This window comes from Psychrobacter sp. Pi2-1 (assembly GCF_904846645.1).
In the GTDB taxonomy this organism is placed as follows: domain Bacteria; phylum Pseudomonadota; class Gammaproteobacteria; order Pseudomonadales; family Moraxellaceae; genus Psychrobacter.
Window position 1 is genome coordinate 17,427 of sequence record NZ_CAJHBO010000013.1, and the last position, 18,335, is coordinate 35,761.

Annotated in this window: 14 protein-coding genes; 3 read left to right on the forward strand and 11 right to left on the reverse strand. The window is 43.9% G+C overall.

Features of this window, described 5'->3' with window-relative positions; genetic code table 11:
- Window positions 1-103: 103 nt before the first annotated feature.
- From mmsB to JMX91_RS08600, 8 genes are all read right to left on the reverse strand, one after another.
- Complete coding sequence (gene mmsB, locus JMX91_RS08565; protein ID WP_265089177.1) at window positions 104-1,030, reverse strand: 3-hydroxyisobutyrate dehydrogenase; 927 nt, start codon at window positions 1,028-1,030, stop codon at window positions 104-106.
- Between the two features lie 193 nt (window positions 1,031-1,223).
- On the reverse strand, window positions 1,224-2,489 hold the full coding sequence (locus JMX91_RS08570) for an enoyl-CoA hydratase/isomerase family protein (protein WP_201548600.1): 1,266 nt from the start codon (window positions 2,487-2,489) through the stop codon (window positions 1,224-1,226).
- Between the two features lie 55 nt (window positions 2,490-2,544).
- The gene (locus tag JMX91_RS08575; RefSeq protein WP_201548602.1) at window positions 2,545-3,327 is read right to left on the reverse strand and encodes an enoyl-CoA hydratase; all 783 of its coding nucleotides are present in this window, start codon (window positions 3,325-3,327) and stop codon (window positions 2,545-2,547) included.
- Window positions 3,328-3,359: 32 nt separating this feature from the next.
- A complete protein-coding gene (locus JMX91_RS08580; RefSeq protein ID WP_201548604.1) occupies window positions 3,360-4,520 on the reverse strand; it encodes an acyl-CoA dehydrogenase family protein in 1,161 nt (386 codons plus the stop codon).
- A 219-nt stretch (window positions 4,521-4,739) separates the two neighbouring features.
- Window positions 4,740-6,224, reverse strand: a complete 1,485-nt coding sequence (locus JMX91_RS08585) for a CoA-acylating methylmalonate-semialdehyde dehydrogenase (protein WP_201548606.1) — start codon at window positions 6,222-6,224, stop codon at window positions 4,740-4,742.
- Between the two features lie 348 nt (window positions 6,225-6,572).
- A complete protein-coding gene (locus tag JMX91_RS08590; protein ID WP_201548608.1) occupies window positions 6,573-8,594 on the reverse strand; it encodes a propionate--CoA ligase in 2,022 nt (673 codons plus the stop codon).
- A 313-nt stretch (window positions 8,595-8,907) separates the two neighbouring features.
- Window positions 8,908-10,578: a fatty acid--CoA ligase gene (locus JMX91_RS08595; RefSeq protein ID WP_201548609.1), complete on the reverse strand. Its 1,671-nt coding sequence runs from the start codon at window positions 10,576-10,578 to the stop codon at window positions 8,908-8,910.
- Between the two features lie 485 nt (window positions 10,579-11,063).
- The gene (locus JMX91_RS08600) at window positions 11,064-12,254 is read right to left on the reverse strand and encodes an MFS transporter (RefSeq protein ID WP_201548653.1); all 1,191 of its coding nucleotides are present in this window, start codon (window positions 12,252-12,254) and stop codon (window positions 11,064-11,066) included.
- A 536-nt stretch (window positions 12,255-12,790) separates the two neighbouring features.
- On the opposite strand from JMX91_RS08600, the gene JMX91_RS08605 reads away from it, so the two are divergent.
- The 3 genes from JMX91_RS08605 to JMX91_RS08615 all read left to right on the forward strand — a co-directional run bounded on the left by JMX91_RS08605 (window position 12,791) and on the right by JMX91_RS08615 (window position 15,650).
- Window positions 12,791-13,723, forward strand: a complete 933-nt coding sequence (locus JMX91_RS08605) for a dienelactone hydrolase family protein (RefSeq protein WP_201548610.1) — start codon at window positions 12,791-12,793, stop codon at window positions 13,721-13,723.
- 313 nt (window positions 13,724-14,036) lie between these two features.
- Entirely contained in the window at window positions 14,037-14,783 is a 747-nt protein-coding gene (locus JMX91_RS08610; protein WP_201548611.1) for a hypothetical protein, read from the forward strand.
- Between the two features lie 120 nt (window positions 14,784-14,903).
- Window positions 14,904-15,650, forward strand: a complete 747-nt coding sequence (locus tag JMX91_RS08615; protein ID WP_201548612.1) for a hypothetical protein — start codon at window positions 14,904-14,906, stop codon at window positions 15,648-15,650.
- A gap of 113 nt (window positions 15,651-15,763) precedes the next feature.
- On the opposite strand, the gene JMX91_RS08620 is transcribed toward JMX91_RS08615, so the two are convergent.
- From JMX91_RS08620 to JMX91_RS08630, 3 genes are all read right to left on the reverse strand, one after another.
- Window positions 15,764-16,279, reverse strand: coding sequence for an Rrf2 family transcriptional regulator (locus tag JMX91_RS08620; protein WP_201548613.1), 516 nt, complete (start codon window positions 16,277-16,279; stop codon window positions 15,764-15,766).
- A 92-nt stretch (window positions 16,280-16,371) separates the two neighbouring features.
- Window positions 16,372-17,625 carry an NnrS family protein gene (locus JMX91_RS08625; RefSeq protein WP_201548614.1) on the reverse strand — a complete coding sequence of 418 codons (1,254 nt, stop codon included), beginning with the start codon at window positions 17,623-17,625 and terminating at the stop codon, window positions 16,372-16,374.
- 210 nt (window positions 17,626-17,835) lie between these two features.
- Complete coding sequence (locus JMX91_RS08630) at window positions 17,836-18,273, reverse strand: DUF3429 domain-containing protein (RefSeq protein WP_201548615.1); 438 nt, start codon at window positions 18,271-18,273, stop codon at window positions 17,836-17,838.
- Window positions 18,274-18,335 lie beyond the last annotated feature (62 nt).

The following is an 18,335-nucleotide window of genomic DNA, read 5'->3' on the forward strand; positions in this document are numbered from 1 at the left end:
AATGATACGAAAAATTCTTAATATTAGTATCTTTAAGAATTGGTATTCCTAAAAATTGATATGTCTAAGAAGGTTACATTCAAAAGAGAAGCAGTCAAGAGAGTCATGTTTGAGACAATAATGAGACGTCATGACGTCCGATAATACTAGAAAAATCTTTATCACCATTCTCTACAGTATGTGAGGCATATAACTCTGTTGCTTTGGCACCCATTGGCGTTTCTACTTCAGTGTCTTGAGCAGTCTGCATCGCAAGGTTCAGATCTTTTTGCATCAACTTGCTCATAAAGCCGCCTTGATAGCCGTTGCTAGAAGGCACGTTTTCCATGACTTTTGGATAAGGGTTATAAACTTCTAATGTCCAGTTACGCCCTGAGCTCTGTAGCATGATGTCTGATAACACCTTGGGGTCTAAACCATTCTTGACGCCTAGATTAATCGCTTCTGCCGTGCCTGCCATCAGAATACCTAGCAGCATATTATTACAGATTTTAGCCACTTGTCCTGCGCCGTGCTCGCCAGCATGAAAGATATTTTTCCCCATTACGGCAAGTATTGGCTCAGCCTTAGCAAAAGCGGCATCATCGCCGCCGACGATAAAGGTCAAACTACCAGCAACTGCCCCGCCGGTACCACCAGAGACTGGTGCATCCAGGAAGTCTATCCCAAGCTTACTTGCCGCCTCTGCTACTGTCCTTGCATCAGCCGCTGCAATCGTACTACTGTCAATCACAAGCGTACCTTTTGGCAACTCTGCTAACAGACCATTAGATCCGCTATCACCCAAGTACACCGAATGCACGTGCTGGCCTGCAGGTAACATACTAATTACAACTTGAGCATTACTGGCAGCATCTTTAGGACTTTTTGCGACACTAGCCCCTACTTGTGCTAGGCGCTGGGTTGCAGCTTCAGACAAATCAAAGACAGATAGCGCATAACCTGCCTTTAATAAGTTCTCTGCCATTGGCGCACCCATATTACCAAGCCCAATAAAGGCGATATTTGGTTTAGAGTTATTATTATCCATCGTACTTATATCCTTTGTACCCATCTCATCACTCCTTGATGATTTATGATGTAGCAATAGCTACATACTACTTAACAGTATTTATTAGTGAGTATTGCTTATTAATGAATGCTGCTATCTTATGTCTTAACATCTTTCTTTAAAACTTTATGAAATCGCTGATAGTCTTACGTTATAGATCCCTTTTAGGCAATTATCCGACATACTGACTACCCAAGGCATCGTTACCCAGCCAATCGCCCAAAGGATGCTCACCTTTTGGATAAGGATTGACGAAATGTTCATCGATATACGCCCGCCCTTCTACACTTAAACAGTCTGCTAATGAACGTGACCATTTGGGATTTCTATCTTTATCAATTAATAATGCCCGTACGCCTTCTTTAAAATCAGGGTTGGCTGCACAGTGCACTGCGACATTGGTCTCTAAATACAGTACTTGTTCGATCGATAGGTCAGCGACTTTGTGATATAACGCATAGGTTAATGCAGCCGTGACTGGGCAGCCATGCCGATAGGTTGCAACTGCGCGCTGAGTCCAACTGTCTTCTGCAAAGTCTTGGTTTAGCTGCATGAGTGCTTCATCGCTTTGTAGCAATGCATCGATATCAGCCAGACCGCCACTATTCATCAGTTGCTGAATAGTCTGCCAGTATGTTGCAAGCTTACTATCTGGCAGTTCGGCTACTGGCAACTCAGCAAGCGCACGGCTCACAATACTATGCGCACTATTGTTATGGTATTTATCTGAACTACTAACGCTATCTACCGTTTGCCAGTTGCTCTGTTTGAGACATTGGATAACGGCATCATAGTCATGGCTGGCAACAGCATACTCTGCGAGATTGGCCAATAGCGCGTCACTGCCATTGCAAATCGCGCCAGTTAAACCTAAAAACAAACCCGTCTTAGCAGGCATACGCTGCAAAAACCAACTGCCAGAAGCATCAGGGAACAGTCCAATGGTGACCTCAGGCATGGCGAAACGTGTGCGCTCAGTGACCAGACGATGACTGCATCCTGCCATTAGTCCCATACCGCCGCCCATGATGATGCCATCACCCCAAAGTATCAGTGGTTTCGAATAAAAGTGCATTTGACGATAGAGACGGTACTCGTGACTGAAAAACTCAGTGGCATACGGGTTTGGCATTGGTGCACTGGTAGACATGCTGTCATAGAGCTTACGAATATCACCGCCCGCACAGAACGCTTTATCGCCCGCACCTTTTAATACCATTGCCACCACTTGATCATCGGCTTGCCACTGCTCTAGCTGCGCTGAGAGCAATTGGCACATATCGACGCTAAGCGCATTAAGCGATTTGGGTGTGTTAAGTGTCATAACCCCAATCAAGTGTCCGCAATCCGTCGGTTCAGTATTAAATAATACAGACGCTTCTTGGGCTGCCTTATGTACTGATGCTTGGGGGTTAGTATCGTTTGTCGCTGCTGTCATAAAAGTGACCTACAAAATTAAATAATAAAGATGGCTAAAGCATTTTGACCGCTGCTTATTTGTTTTGCCAATTGGGTTTACGCTTATCTAAAAAGGCTTGTACCCCTTCGCGCTGATCCATCGTGTCAAACAATTTCACGAAAGCTTCACGCTCATGGATAAGATTTTGCGCAGGCGGTGTATCTCTAGCCGCTTGAATAAGTTTCTTGGAATAACTGATGGCAACGGGTGATTGTTTCGCTACTTTCTTTGCCAAATCTTGAGCGGCTTGTAATCCCGAGCCTTTTGCCGTGACCTCCTCAACCAAGCCAATACGTAATGCAGTCTCTGCATCAACGCGTTCACCGCACAGTATCATACGCTTTGCCCACCCTTCACCGACTAGCCAAGGTAGGTTTTGGGTACCACCTGCACAGGGCAGTAACCCCACACCTGTCTCTGGCAGTGCCATCTGAGCGTGCGCTTCTGCAATACGGATATCACAGGCGAGCGCACACTCCAATCCGCCGCCCATCGCATAGCCGTTGATGACGGCAATACTGACACCGCGATAGGCAGACAGGGCCTCAAACGCTTCGCCAAATGCAATCGCCATGCTTATTGCGCGGCCTTTATCACCATCTGAGAAGTTGTTTAAATCTGCACCAGCTGAGAAGAATTTTTCGCCATCTCCATGCACAATCAATGCGTAGATATCGTCGTTGGCATTGAGATCTGTAACGAGCTGCTTAAGTGCATGTAGGCTGTCCATCGTCCACGTATGTGCCGGTGGGTTATTCAACGTCAATGTTGCGGTATGGCCATCAATTGATAGCTTTAGATTGGTATAATCTGTCATAAAACATCCTTGTTTCAGTAAATCAAGATAAATTAGCGGAGCTGACTTAACCCTTCATCTTGCAAGACTTGACGTGAAATAATCACTCGCATGATCTCATTGGTGCCTTCTAAGATTTGATGCACACGCAAGTCTCGTATGTGGCGCTCAAGTGGATACTCATTTAGATAACCATAGCCGCCGTGCAACTGTAGGGCTTCATTGGCAACATCGAAACAAAGATCTGTAGACAGACGTTTTGCCATTGCGCAGTAGGTAGACGCTTGTCCATCATTGTTGTCGACTTTATCAGCTGCTAGATACAGCATTTGGCGTGCGGCAATGGTCTGAGTCAACATATCAGCAAGTTTAAACTGTACCGATTGTAAGCTAGCAATCGGACTACCAAACTGGCTACGCTCTTGTACGTAACTGGTTGCCGTCTCTAACGCCGCTTGTGCCGTCCCTACCGCACAAATACCGATATTAATACGACCACCATCTAGTCCTTTCATCGCGATACGAAAGCCCTGACCTTCTTCACCTATCAGGTTCTCTACTGGCACTTTTACATCTTTAAAGCTAATCGTGCGTGTTGGCTGTGCTTTCCAGCCCATTTTGTGCTCGTTTTTGCCATATTCGATACCAGCACTATTGGCGTCTACAACGAACGCTGACACGCCTTTGGGCCCAGCGCCACCAGTACGTGCCATTGCTACCAATACATCGGTTGAGCCTGCGCCAGAAATAAAGGTTTTTTCACCGTTTAGTACGTAATGATCGCCTTGCTTATCCGCTTTGGTACGTAAGGAGGCTGCATCAGACCCTGCATTTGGTTCTGTTAAGCAGTAGCTGCCAAGCCACTCACCGCTGACCATATTGGGTAGATATTTTCTGCATAGCGTATCGCTACCATATTCACCAATCATCCATGCAGCCATGTTATGAATACTCATATACGCTGCCACAGCCGTATCGCCCCATGCAAGCTCTTCGAATACCATCGCTGAATCGAGTCTTGGTAAGCCCAAGCCGTCATATTCTGGATTGGTGTACAGTCCCAAAAAGCCAAGCTCACCAGATTTTTTAATAACATCTATTGGGAAGTGCGAGTTGCGATCCCATTCGGCAGCGTTTGGCTTTAGCTCTTTTTGTGCAAACTGACGAGCCGTTTGGCGAAAGGCGACTTGGTCATCGGTCAATGAAAAATCCATAGGGTCATCCTTGTTCTTATAGATCAAATAGAGGGCTTAAATCTCAGATAAACGTTAATAAAAGCGCTAGTAAAAATGTTGGTCAGAGATTTTATAAGACATTAGCGCGACATGATAGCGGGATGACGATAATAAAATTGCGTTTAATAGTACCGCAAGTCGCATTATCGTCATACCGTAAATACAAAACGTTATACCAAAAATACAGTGAGCTGACGACTAAATTGAAATCGTTGTATTGACACCGCGGCTCGCTTCATCATCAAACCAACGTGCAGTGACGGTCTTTGTCTGAGTATAGAACTGTACGGCTTGCTTGCCATAAGGCCCTAGGTCACCAAGCTTGCTGCCCCGTGAACCTGAGAACGAGAACATTGGAAGTGGCACAGGGATTGGCAAGTTAATACCGATTTGACCGACTTGAATGTCTTGCTGGAACTTATGTGCGGCTGCGCCTGACTGGGTAAATATCGCGGTGCCATTGCCATATGGATTGGCATTCAGTAGTGCAATCGCTTCATCTAAGCTCGCAGCACGCATGATACACAGTACAGGACCAAAGATTTCTTCTTTATAAATTTGCATATCACTTGTGACATTATCAAAGATAGTTGGGCCAACGAAGTTGCCTTTCTCAAACCCTTCAACGGTAATGCCACGACCATCTAAAATCAAGCTCGCGCCTTCTTCCACCCCAGTTCCAATCAAATGCTCGACACGGGCCTTCGCAGCAGGCGAAATCAGTGGTCCCAAATCCTTGTCATTTTTGCCAGCTGAGACGACTAAGCTTTCTGCTTTTGCTTTAATCTCATCAATCCACTCACCAGCTGCGCCTACTAGTACGACGACCGATAGCGCCATACAGCGTTGACCAGCTGCACCAAATGCTGCGCCTGCTAACTGATTGAGCGTTTGTTCTTTGTTAGCATCAGGCAGGATAACGCCATGGTTTTTTGCGCCCATCATGCACTGTGCACGTTTACCTGATTGGCTGGCACGCTCATAGACATGTTTGCCTACATGAGTAGAGCCCACAAAAGAGACGGCTTTGATATCTGGATGGTCACAGATAGCATCGACGGTTGCTTTGCCACCATGTACGACGTTGAGAACGCCTTCTGGTACGCCCGCTTCAATCGCTAGCTCTACCAAACGCATAGTCACCATTGGATCTTGTTCAGACGGTTTTAGGATGAATGTATTACCCGTAGCAATCGCCATTGGGAACATCCATAGCGGAATCATCGCTGGGAAATTAAATGGCGTAATACCAGCACAAACGCCGAGTGGCTGCCAAATGCTATAAGTATCGACACCTGACGCAACATTTTCTACAAAGTCACCGATTTGTAGATTGGCGATACCAGCGGCATGCTCGACCACTTCTAAACCACGAAACACATCACCGCGTGCATCAGCAATCGTCTTGCCTTGCTCTGCGGTCAAGATTTCTGCCAACTCATCCATGTGATCGCGAATAAGAGATTGATACTTTAAAAAGATACGCGCACGCGTGGTGATTGGCGTTTTGCGCCATGTCTCAAACGCAGTCTGTGCGGCTGCGACAGCTTGGTTAATCTCATCATTAGTAGTTTGTGGCACTTTGGCAATGACTTCTTGCGTCGCAGGATCAGTGATATCAATCCATTCGTCGGTGTTTGATTGTACGAACTGACCATTGATGAGCTGTTGAACGTGGTGCATAAGATATCCTTATCTTTTTTGCGAGACTACCGTGTGACGGCACCTAGATATTTATTAGAAAAATAAAAGCGATGAGTATCTGACTATAAAACATTATTAAAAACTAAATTTTAAAATGATTTATTTTGTATCGTTATTGACTATAACAATAAATCATTTTTACGGTCAAGCGCTTTATCAAACTTTTATATAAACGTATTTTTATAGACCCTATTTTGGTTGACTCATAAAATCAAAAAAGCCCATGATTGCTCATGAGCTTTTAGAAAATAAATCTATTTGCTATGTGAAATAACGATCATTGCTGACTTATAGATGATTGGCTTATAGATCGATACATTGGACCAATCAATAGTCCTTCATTGCTTGCTTGATCGCATCGATGGCTGAGGGGTTGTCAAGTGTTGACATATCTCCTGTTGGCTGGTCTTCCGCTAGCGCACGAATTGAGCGACGTAGGATTTTACCCGAGCGTGTCTTTGGCAATGCCTGCGGGAAATAAATAGCAGCGGGTCGAGCAATACCGCCCAAAGATTTGACAACAGCACCTATGACTTGTTGCTCGATACGAAAACGGTTTTCAGTGGTTTCAATTTGCGTTTGATCTTTTAAGACACAGAATGCAATAGGTAGCTCGCCTTTTAGCTCGTCTTGAATCCCTACCACAGCACACTCTGCCATCTCTGGATGCGTACTGATGGCCTCCTCAATCTCTTGTGTGCCTATGCGATGTCCTGCAACGTTAATCACATCATCGGTACGCCCTAAGATGTAGAAATATCCTTCTTCATCTGTCACTGCATAGTCCGAGGTTGAGTACTGCTGACCATCAAACAGACCAAAATAGCTGCTGATAAATCGCTCGTCATTACGCCATACCGTGGTAAGGCAGCCAGGCGGTAGTGGCGCTTTAATTGCAAGTAATCCTTTTTCGCCAGCCTGACAAGGATCGCCCGTTTCCTCATTGATAACATGCGCCTCATAGCCATACATCGGGTAACCAGGTGACCCCTGCTTGTGAGGCTTATGATTGAACTTTGGCGTATGACTCAAGATTGGCCAACCAGACTCTGTTTGCCAATAGTGATCTAAAATTGGCACGCCTAGGTGCTGAGTCAACCAACTAGCCGTTGATTCATCAAGCGGTTCACCTGCCAAAAAGAACGACTTCACACTAGACACATCGTAGCGCGTCATCCAGCTTTCGTCTTGTTTTTTGAGCATACGCACGCCTGTAGGTGCAGTGAATAAAATATTAACTTTGTTAGCTTCAACAATACGCCACCAAATACCAGGGTTTGGCATATGCGGCAAGCCCTCATACATAATACTGGTCATACCCGCCAGTAACGGCGCGTAGATCGTATAAGAGTGCCCGACGGCCCAACCAATATCAGATATCGCCCAGAACGTCTCGCCAGCCTTGCCATCATAGACATAATCTATCGACGTCGTCAGCGCGACGGCATGACCACCCGTATCGCGCTGCACCCCTTTTGGTGTGCCAGTAGTACCAGAAGTATAAAGCAAATAGGACGGAGTATTTGACTCAAGCCAAACTGGCTCCACGACTGCATTGGCCTCACAGCTATGACGACGCTCGGTCGCATAATCAACATCGATGTCTTTTGTTTCGAATGGCAATATTCCGCGATTGACCACCAGCACATGCTCTGGTTTGACAGTCGCTTGCTCAACGCCTTGATTGACGAGATTTTTATAATTGACGACCTTACCACCGCGTAGCCCTGCATCTACCGTAATGACCATTTTTGCCTCGGCATCGTCCATACGGATAGCCAAGTTATGGGCAGCAAACCCACCAAATACGACTGAATGGACGGCACCAATACGAGCACAAGCCAGCATAGCGTAAGCCGCTTCTAATATCATCGGCATATAGATAATGACACGGTCACCCTTGCCAATACCGTGACGCTGTAGCACATCGGCAAAATAATTAACTTCTTTATATAAGTCATTATAAGTTAGGCGACGCTTGGTATAGTCTGTATAAAATTCAACGTTATTGCCGAGATCCTTAAACGAATCAACGACTGCTGGAAAGGTTTCTATCAATTCTTGATTAATCTCTGATGACACCCACACAAAAGCATCTTGCTCTGCCCGGTCTGCCAGATGACGATCGACGCAGTTATAACAAAGATTGGTCTCACCACCGACAAACCATTTGGCAAAAGGCAGATTGCTGTCATCTAGAATTTGCTCAGGCTCTTTATGCCAATATATACGCTTCGCCTGCTCAGCCCAAAACTGCTCTCGATCCGTAATAGACTCATGATAAATATCAGCGAAGTTTGGCGTGTCTATCATTTGGGTAGAAACTGGGGATTGGGAATGGTCGCTCATAGTAGCTGTCCTTAGCATAAACGAGAAATGAGGCAATAGTATTTTATAGTTAAGGCACTCAATAAGTTGTAACGGTACTCACCTCGCACGGCGCACTGTCTGCGTACAACTGGCTGATACCAACTCTAAAATGCTTCAACTATAAAAAACCATGTCTTAATAAATACTGGTCATCCTTGCCAGAATTAAATAACCGATACGATATGTATCGGTTTAAAATGTAGCAGAGCCTATCGGAAAGGTCAACTATTAAGCGTGTAATACGCACTACATTTTGACGAATACAAATACTTGAAAATCTAACTAATACTAATTAAATCTCAGTTTGATTGGCATACATTTCACGCATGACTTTTTTGTCATGTTTGCCAACGGAAGTTTTTGGTAGCTCATCAACGAATTTAAACTGGCTTGGTACGCCATACTTAGGAATGATACCGCGCTCTACCGCTTTTTCTGCAATCGCTTTGATATCATCAGCACTGGTATCCTTAGCATCAGGCTTTAGCACCACCAAAGCCAACGGACGCTCGCCCCATTGCTTATCACGTACGCCAATCACTGACACATCGGCTACGGATGGATGTAGTGATAAAATAGTCTCAATCTCTAGTGATGAAATCCACTCACCACCTGATTTGATCACGTCCTTTAAGCGATCGGTGATTTTGATATAGCCATCAGGACGTATATAAGCGATATCCTGGGTATGCATATAGCCATTTTCCCACAGATCTTTGCCAGCGTCGTCATTTTTGAGATAGCTTTGGGTCAACCAAGGCGCACGCAATACCAGCTCGCCTGTATTTTCTGGTCCTGTACCTACGGATTTGTTGCCTTCACCCCATACCTGAGCATCGACCATGAGTACGGGTTTACCTGTCATACAACGACGGGCAATATCTTCTTCTTCAGTCATTTCAGGCTCATCGAGACTAAATCCCGTTAAGCTAATAAGCGGCGCGGTCTCCGACATGCCATAGCCTGTATAGACTTCGATACCTTGTGCCATTGCCGTCTTGGCTAGACCTTCTGTCAATCGTGAGCCACCAATAATCATTTTTAGACCATTAAAGCTAGCGTCGCGGTCTTGTGCTTCTTTGAGTACCATTTGCAAAATCGTTGGTACACAATGGGTGATACTGACCTTTTCATTGACAATTAAGTCCATCAACGTATCAGGCGCATAACGACCTGGATAGACTTGCTTTAGACCCACCATGGTTGCTGTAAACGGAAAACCCCATGCATGCACATGGAACATTGGCGTCATCGGCATATAGACATCACCATAGCTCACGCCTTGCTTATCAGGCAGCATCCCCAAAGTTGCCGCTTCTGCTAGTGTATGTAGCACTAGCTGACGATGGCTAAAGAAAACCCCTTTTGGATCACCTGTCGTGCCTGACGTATAAAAGGTCGTCGCAATGGTGTTTTCATCAAAATCTGGGAAATCAAATTCGCTATTAGCAGCTTTTAATAATGCTTCATATTCGCCTGTGACACGGCTTTGATTACTACCAAAGATACCTTCAGCCGTGACACCGTTGTCATCAAGCCAGATAATATGCTCAATGCTTGAGTTCTCGAACTGATAGTCTTTAACCAATGGCGCAAACTCAGAGTTGAGCATGAGCACTTTAGGCTTGGCATGGTTGATGGTATAAAGAATTTTCTCAGGTGATAGACGGATATTGACAGTCTGTAAAACGTACTCTGACATTGGCACGGCAAAATAAGACTCAAGATAGCGATGACTGTCCCAATCCATCACGGCAACCACGTCACCTGCATCAAGCTTTAGGTCTGCCAATACATTGGCCAAACGATTGATACGCTCAAACAACTCTTTATAAGTTAGGCGCTTTTTGTCCGCATACACAATCTCTTGATCTTGCGATACCGTTTTTGCACGGCTTAATAATTGCTTGACCAGTAATGGATAATCGTAGGCAGATGGTGCACTGTGGTAAATGTTTGACATAGAACTGACTTCCTTGTTTGTCGTACTTATAAGGGGTAAATAACAATAATAATAACAATCAAGTTAATAGCAGCATAAAATCTACTGCGCTAACCATTTTAATTTTTATAATAATAGGGTCTGTTAAACATTCAAATGTGGTGCTGGCAGTCACTATTTTTTAGACAATATGCAGTGCAATTTTTGACGCCTAGTCATTCTAGGTTAGACAATTTCGCCATATATTGGCAAAAAATAGTACTGCCCTGAAAGGCTGATGCTAAAATCACCCCAAACGTTGTTGCAAACCTAGCTAAGGTCTCGACATTATCGTCGGCTTGCGCCTCGTTTGGTGCACCTTTAGCAATCAGCAGCCCTAATATTTGAATGTTCAACAGACCCTAACATCGTTATTGATAGTAAGAAAAAAGCGGCGCTGTGTAAAGCGGTCTTACATTAAGTATCATAAGATGGCCGACCACACCTATGCTATATCAGACAGCCAATCACTTCGTACGTACCGTGGTTTTAATCATCCCAAAACTGGCTATTAATAACGCCAATACCTGCACAAACAATAACAACCATACGGTAAGAGACCACTGCCCTCGCGCATAAGCTATGCCACCCAGCCATGCCCCTAGCGTACCGCCTGTATAGTAGCCCATATAATATAGACCCGATGCTAATGAACGGCCTTTTTTCACATTGACTGCAATATAGCTGATGGTCGCTGACTGCGTGATAAATACACCAGACGACATAATGGCCAGTCCTATGATCACCCCCCATAATGGCGTGACCAAAGTTAATAACAATCCGACCATAGATACGACGATAGCCACCCGTACTGTACGCGCTGAGCCAAACCGACGTAGCAATGTCGTAGATAATGGCGTGATAATAACACCAAGCAAATATACTGCAAAGATATTGGCGAGCGCACCAGTACCAAGCTCATAAGGCTTATCTGCCAAATGTAAATTGATAAAAGTGAAGCAGCCTACAAGGGAGAACAGCACGCAAGCGCCAAGCAGACATGCTGTTACCACATAGCGATTGGTGACATGCTCACCTAACGTCTGTATCGCTGAGCGAAAATTGGGGTTTGCCACAAAGTGACGAGACGATGGTAGCATCTTGCCAACCCATATTGCCCCCAATAGCGTCATCGCCGTCATCACATAGTAGCCATGACGCCAGCCAATCAGCTCATGTAAATGCCCTAACAAGAACCGACCCATAAAGCCGCCAAGCACGCATCCTGACACATAAAAGGACATCAGCTCAGTCATTGCCCGGCCCTCAAACTCCTCACCGATATAGGCAATTGTCACCACCGTAATACCCGGTACAGACAATCCTTGCATAAAACGCCAAATGCCGACCCATTCAATGCTCGAGCTCTGGGCAATAAGCGCTGTCGGTATCGCTAAAAACAATAAAGCACCAACGATAAACGACTTGCGCCCGACTGCATCGGAGAGCATACCCAGAAATGGTGACATAATCGCAATGGCTAACACAGTGGCACCAACGATCATGCCAGCCTGTACTTCGGTCGCAGCAAAGTCCACCATCATGACCGGTAGCACCGCTTGAATAGAGTACACTTGCAAAAAAGCAAACATACCTATCAGGCCAATTGTGAGCTTCAATATCCACGATGTTGAATGATTGGATGTGACTGGTGGCACAGCTGTTATATCTTGAATCTGATCTTTAGAATTATTCACAGGGGATCTGACTATATTGGTTATACCATGACTGTAAATAATAACCGTCACTGGCGTGGATGATAGAAAGGAATAACGGTGATTTATGCTAAATGTATAAGCAAAAGCACCGTTATTAAACGATAAATGCTCATCATAATGACAAGCCAATTATGGTAGCACATTCATCAATATACTCAGGTTTAAAAGTGTTATTAACACTTGATAGATTTTTTATTTGGATTCGAGATTATTGTATAAAAACTTGACTAGGAATCACATTTCGACTTGAGACGGTGAAGACAGCTTTCGACTCACAAGTTCATGATCAAAGTTACGTTTACTGCATATACAGGATAGTATGGTTAGATGCTCTTGACGCACTTGTTGAGTACTTAACTGCTTTAACGATTGATGACGTTGACAATTAACAATCACTACCTACGTCTATCTTTTCTAACCCATAGACATGCACGACCACACAACCTTTTAGAATACAATTTACTATGATGAAAAATATGATGCTTTCACAACTTATGATCGCGATGAGCACATTGGTTTTCTCTACAATGGCTATAGCAGAAGTAACTGTATCCGAGACTAGCGTTAAAAGCCTCAACCCAGTTAGATCAACACTCGACGCTACAAACTCACTAGCGGCAGTAGACTGTATAAAGGATGACGCTATCACTGCTACTGAGCTCACAAAAACACGTGATAACGGTCCGTTTTCTATAAAGTCCAAGCATGTGAGTCGCCAATCAGCCAATGGCTTTGGTGGCGGTACCATACATTATCCAACGGATGCTGCTAACTGTGGTCTGCTAGGTGGTATCGCGGTAGTGCCAGGTTATGTGTCTTATGAGTCTTCTATCAAATGGTGGGGACCGCGTTTGGCCTCTTGGGGATTTGTCGTTATCACTATTAATACTAGCTCCATTTACGATAATCCAGATAGCCGTGCTGAGCAATTGAGCGCGGCTCTCGATCACCTTGTCGCTGATGAAACAGTGGGGCATATGATAGATCCAAATCGTTTGGGCGCGATTGGCTGGTCAATGGGCGGCGGCGGTACGCTACGATTGGCAACTGAGCGCAGTACGGTGCAAGCCATCATTGCACAAACACCCTATCACGATACGAGCTATGGCGCGATGGATACGCCTGCTCTATTCATCGCTTGTGAAAATGACCGTATCGCCCCGAATAAAAAATACACCAATACTTTTTATCAAAAAGCTGACGGTCCAAAAATGAAGGTCGAGATTAACAACGGCAGTCATTTCTGTGCCAGCCATCGTTTTAACGAGAAACTATTAAGTAAGCCTGCTATCGCATGGATGCAACGTTATATTAACGGCGATGCCCGTTTCGATAAATTCTTATGTGGCAATGAAAGCTACAAAGATGATACTCGTATATCAGCCTATGATTACGAAGACTGTTTATAAGCTATTTTTAACCTACTTACGAAAGGAAGGACAGACAGCTTTCACTGCTGATGATGACACTTGAATAACAACTCTTTTTTATTTTTACACATTTACATTGCTTCTATCTTTTTTCTTACAGACTTTACTGTCATAAAAATTAATAATCATATAGTCAATATTCTATAAATTGGATACGGTGTCAGGCCCGCTTAGTCTACAACTTGTAGTACTTTCACTCGCCTGCCTTGTATCCAAATTATATTGGACCGACTGTAGGGCGCTATAAACAAGTAAAATGATTGAATAAATGAACGATTAAGGAGCAATGTTGATGACTGATGAAATGTATGATTTAGGTGCAGGATTTTGGAGTATTCGAGGATCATTTATCAAAAACGGTATCCTTGATATCGGTGTCCAATGTGCGCTCATAAGACTATCATCAGAGCGATTTATCTTTTTAGATAGCTATACATTAACTGGTGATGTGCGTCAGCAAGTCATGGCATTGACCAATGATGGTCAAAATGTCGAAGCCGTCCTCAATGTTCATCCGTTTCATACAGTACACTGTGCTCAAATGGCAGAAGACTTTCCGCAAGCGACGTTTTATGGCAGTAGCCGACATCCAGAGCAAGTACCTGAAGTTAATTGGGCAGATGACTTGGTCGAAAGCGATGCCATTGCTGCACGCTACCCTGAACTCCAATTCTCTATACCTCAAGGCATGCATTACATCTCACCTGACGAGACGGTTCATGCCAGCTCCTTATTGGTCTATCATCCTGCTAGCCAGAGCATTTATGTCGATGATACCTTTGAGATACCCCCTTCCAAGTTAATAAATGCCGTGCAGCCTAACCTAGGCTTACACCCTACTACCAAAAAAGCGCTCAAAAATGAGCCAAATGCAGCTAAGCACTATTGTGATTGGGCAGTAGAGCTGGCACACGAGTGGCGTGATGGTCGTCATTTTTGCGGCGCGCACTCGGGATTGGTTATATTTGATAAAGGTCAATTTGAGACAGCACTTATCTCAGCGATTGATTTGGCTCGCCCTGAGCTTGAAAAAGCATAAAAGCGTGAACCTTTAGAAAATATACTACTAAAACAACTCGAAAGACAAAGCTTATAGTGAAAAATTAGCTTTGTTTTATTTACATATTTTATTTAATTAACTAGACGAGGAAAATTATAAATGACTGATCACATTCATGATTTAGGCGCGGGATTTTGGAACATACGCGGAACATTCCGTCTCGGTGGCGTACTAAATATCGGCACTCAATGCTCGCTAGTCAAGCTATCATCAGGAAAATTTATCTTTTTGGACAGTTACGCCCTCACGGGTGATGTTCGAGATGAGATTATGGCACTTACCAATAATGGTCAAGATGTCGAAGCGGTGCTGAACGTACATCCGTTTCATACAGTCAGCTGTGCTCAAATGGCCAAAGACTTCCCGCAAGCGACGTTTTATGGCAGTAGTCGTCACCATAAAAAAGTACCAGAAATCAATTGGGCAGATGATTTGGTAGAAAGTGACGCAGTCGCTGCACGCTATCCTGAGCTTAAGTTTTCAATGTCAGAGGGCATTTATTATATCTCGCCCAATGAGATGATTCATGCAGGTTCTTTATTGGCTTATCATCCTGCCAGTCAAAGCTTGCACGTAGATGATACTTTTATGAGTCCACCAACGAAGCTATTAGAAGCTGTATTACCTGAGCTAATACTGCATCCTACGACCAAAAAAGCCCTGAAAAACGAGCCAAACGCTGGCGCGCAATACTGCGACTGGGCGACCAATTTGGCTCATGAATGGCGTGACGTACGCAATTTCTGTGCTGCGCATTCTTATCTTGTTCAGTTCAAAGAAGGTGGGTTTGAGAAAGCACTGGTGAAAGCCGTTAAGAAAGCACGTCCAAAACTAGAAAACGCCTAACTTCTCACGCCTTAAACATATATTTTTAATAAATATAAAAACGGGTCGCTATTACTGTGCTTACTAATGTAGCGCCCCATTTTTGTGAGCTGATCATAATCATATCGACACTATTATCGAAACAGCAAAGTAGCCAACTCATCTTCATTGTTCAGAATATCTGCCAGTGTATAACGCTTAAGCACATTAACAAATGCGGTGAGCGCTTCAAAAAACACGCTTTTTAGCTGACAGGCTGGACTAATCACGCAGCCTAGTGATTTATTCTTTTTTTCCTCAATAAATGTCACTGGCAAATCCGCCTGATGAGCGCCCTGCTCACTATCATTATGAGACGCTGGTACGGCAAAGCACTCTACCAGATTAAAATCAGGCTCTATCTGTTTGATCAATACGCCCAAATTAATATCTTTAGGCGAACGTGCTAATCGTATGCCACCATTTTTGCCACGCACACTCTCTATATAACCAAGCTGACCTAGCTGATGAATAATCTTGGTCAAATGACTTTTGGAAATACCATAACTATCAGCAATATCGCTAATATTAGCTAGTAGCGACGGATCTGGTCTCACAGCTAAATAAATCAATGAGCGTAGCGCGTAGTCACTATAATTGGTCAGTCGCATGTACTTGCGTTCCTCTTTCTTCGTATAATTTTTTAAGTAGATTAATTTGGTCAAAGTAGTCCATATTTTAGCAATGGCATCATTAGATCGCTCTACCCAAATAAGCCATCGGGTCTGGGGCGTGCCAGCATCGGTAAATAACTGATGCAAAATAGCACAAAACAAGCAATCCAAGTGCCTTGAGCAATCATAATCCATATTAGGTAATGACTCATATCTACTAGCGGTAGTAGGACGCGGCTGATAAATACCAATACCATCAAGCCGTACATAACGCTTACCGTTTTTGGCGGTTGATAAATACTGCGACCTGTATGTCCCAGAGATACTCTAGTCATCATTGCTAACGTCATCATACCAACACCAGCAATCGACAGGCCATGCATAGCGATGCTATGCGGATAACCGAGCCAAGGTTGTAGTGAATACAATAAAAAACTCAAACACATGCCTGAAAATGCAATGTACAACGACCAAAGTAATGGCTTTTGCCAAATACCTTGATGATACCATCCTATCAGACGTACGATATTAATCACTGCTACGCCAAGTGCAGTAATCGTTAAAAAATACTTATTTGGATAAAATACATCACTAATAAAAAAGGCGAAGAAAAACACTAAGCTTGCGATATCTTGTGTCTTACTCTTACGTAGTTTAATGGGTTCTGACGTTTCCACATCTATACCCATACTAAGACCACGTTCAATAAAAAATGGCACTACGCGGCGGCCAATCGTCAGCACCAGCCCGATAATCAAATAGAACCCACTATAAATTCCTATCTTAATTGTATTTGTATCAGCATTGATAATACCCCAATAGCAGAGTCCGTTGCCAAAGGTCAGCAGTACCAGTTTTGCCAAGATACCTATTTGCTTGTATTGCTTAACTTGCCATACTGCTCGACATATCACATATGCCATCGAGGCGACAAATACTACATCAAAAATGGCTGCTATATATAACCACGATATACTATCACCTATGAACGTTATGCCAAGCCCAAAACCTAACCAGCTCAGACGTGCCAGCAACCAACAGACAAAGATACCTAGCAACTTATAGCCATGCGGCATCATCACCCCTGTCCATGTTTTGACTGCGGTTAGCAAAAACCCGGCTATCACTGCCATGGCATAACCATACACCATTTCATGGCCATGCCAGTATAACGGGTTCAAAACTTGTGCATCGATATCCGTGTAACCAGTGAACACAAACGCCCATAGCAGCATCGTTGCCACAGCAAATAGCGCAGCAGCACTAAAAAATATGCGAAAGCTCAAATTAAGGATAGAATGCGGAGAGCTTGGTGGTTTGCTAGGTAACTTGATAGATTGCATAGCCATCTTCTTAGAGGAATATAGATGGCTCTAATTATAACATTCATTTTAAATGAACTTTATAAATCTTTAGTCTAACTATAAAATACTTTACTCACCGAAGTGCGGCGCCTACGGTAGTCTCTCAAAGCGACGTCCCAAGTATAAAAATAGAGAAACCAGGCTGGCTGTTCTTTAGCTGTTATTTGGCCATGACTTAGTTAATATCACTTACAACTGTAATGCCGCAATGACTAACGATACGACCACTATCGCCGTGACATACTGTCTAATTTTAAAATATACATCGCTAATAATCTGCGCGCGATGCAGACTATAATCAATAACCAATAGACTTATATAACCGACAACCAATAGCCAAATAAAGCTACTGGCTGATAAGATTAAAAACCCAAGCCAAAGGCAAAGCGCAATGACATTGCTATACAGTGGAAGCCTAATAGCCCACTTATTGTCGTCAGCTAAATCTAAATGATTACCCCAATGTGCGCCTGCCATAAACGATGCAATCACTAGTCCATAAGCACTTAATATATCGACTACTGAACCAAGCATAGGCACGGTAACAACGTCTACCATCAATAAAAATGCACAGGCGACAAACGGAGTAGCACCTGCAAAAGTGAGATAAGGACTGGGCTTTTTCATTGTTTAAACCTATCTTATGATTAATCTAATAATAGTTGTCACCTGTTGAGTGGAAATTTTCC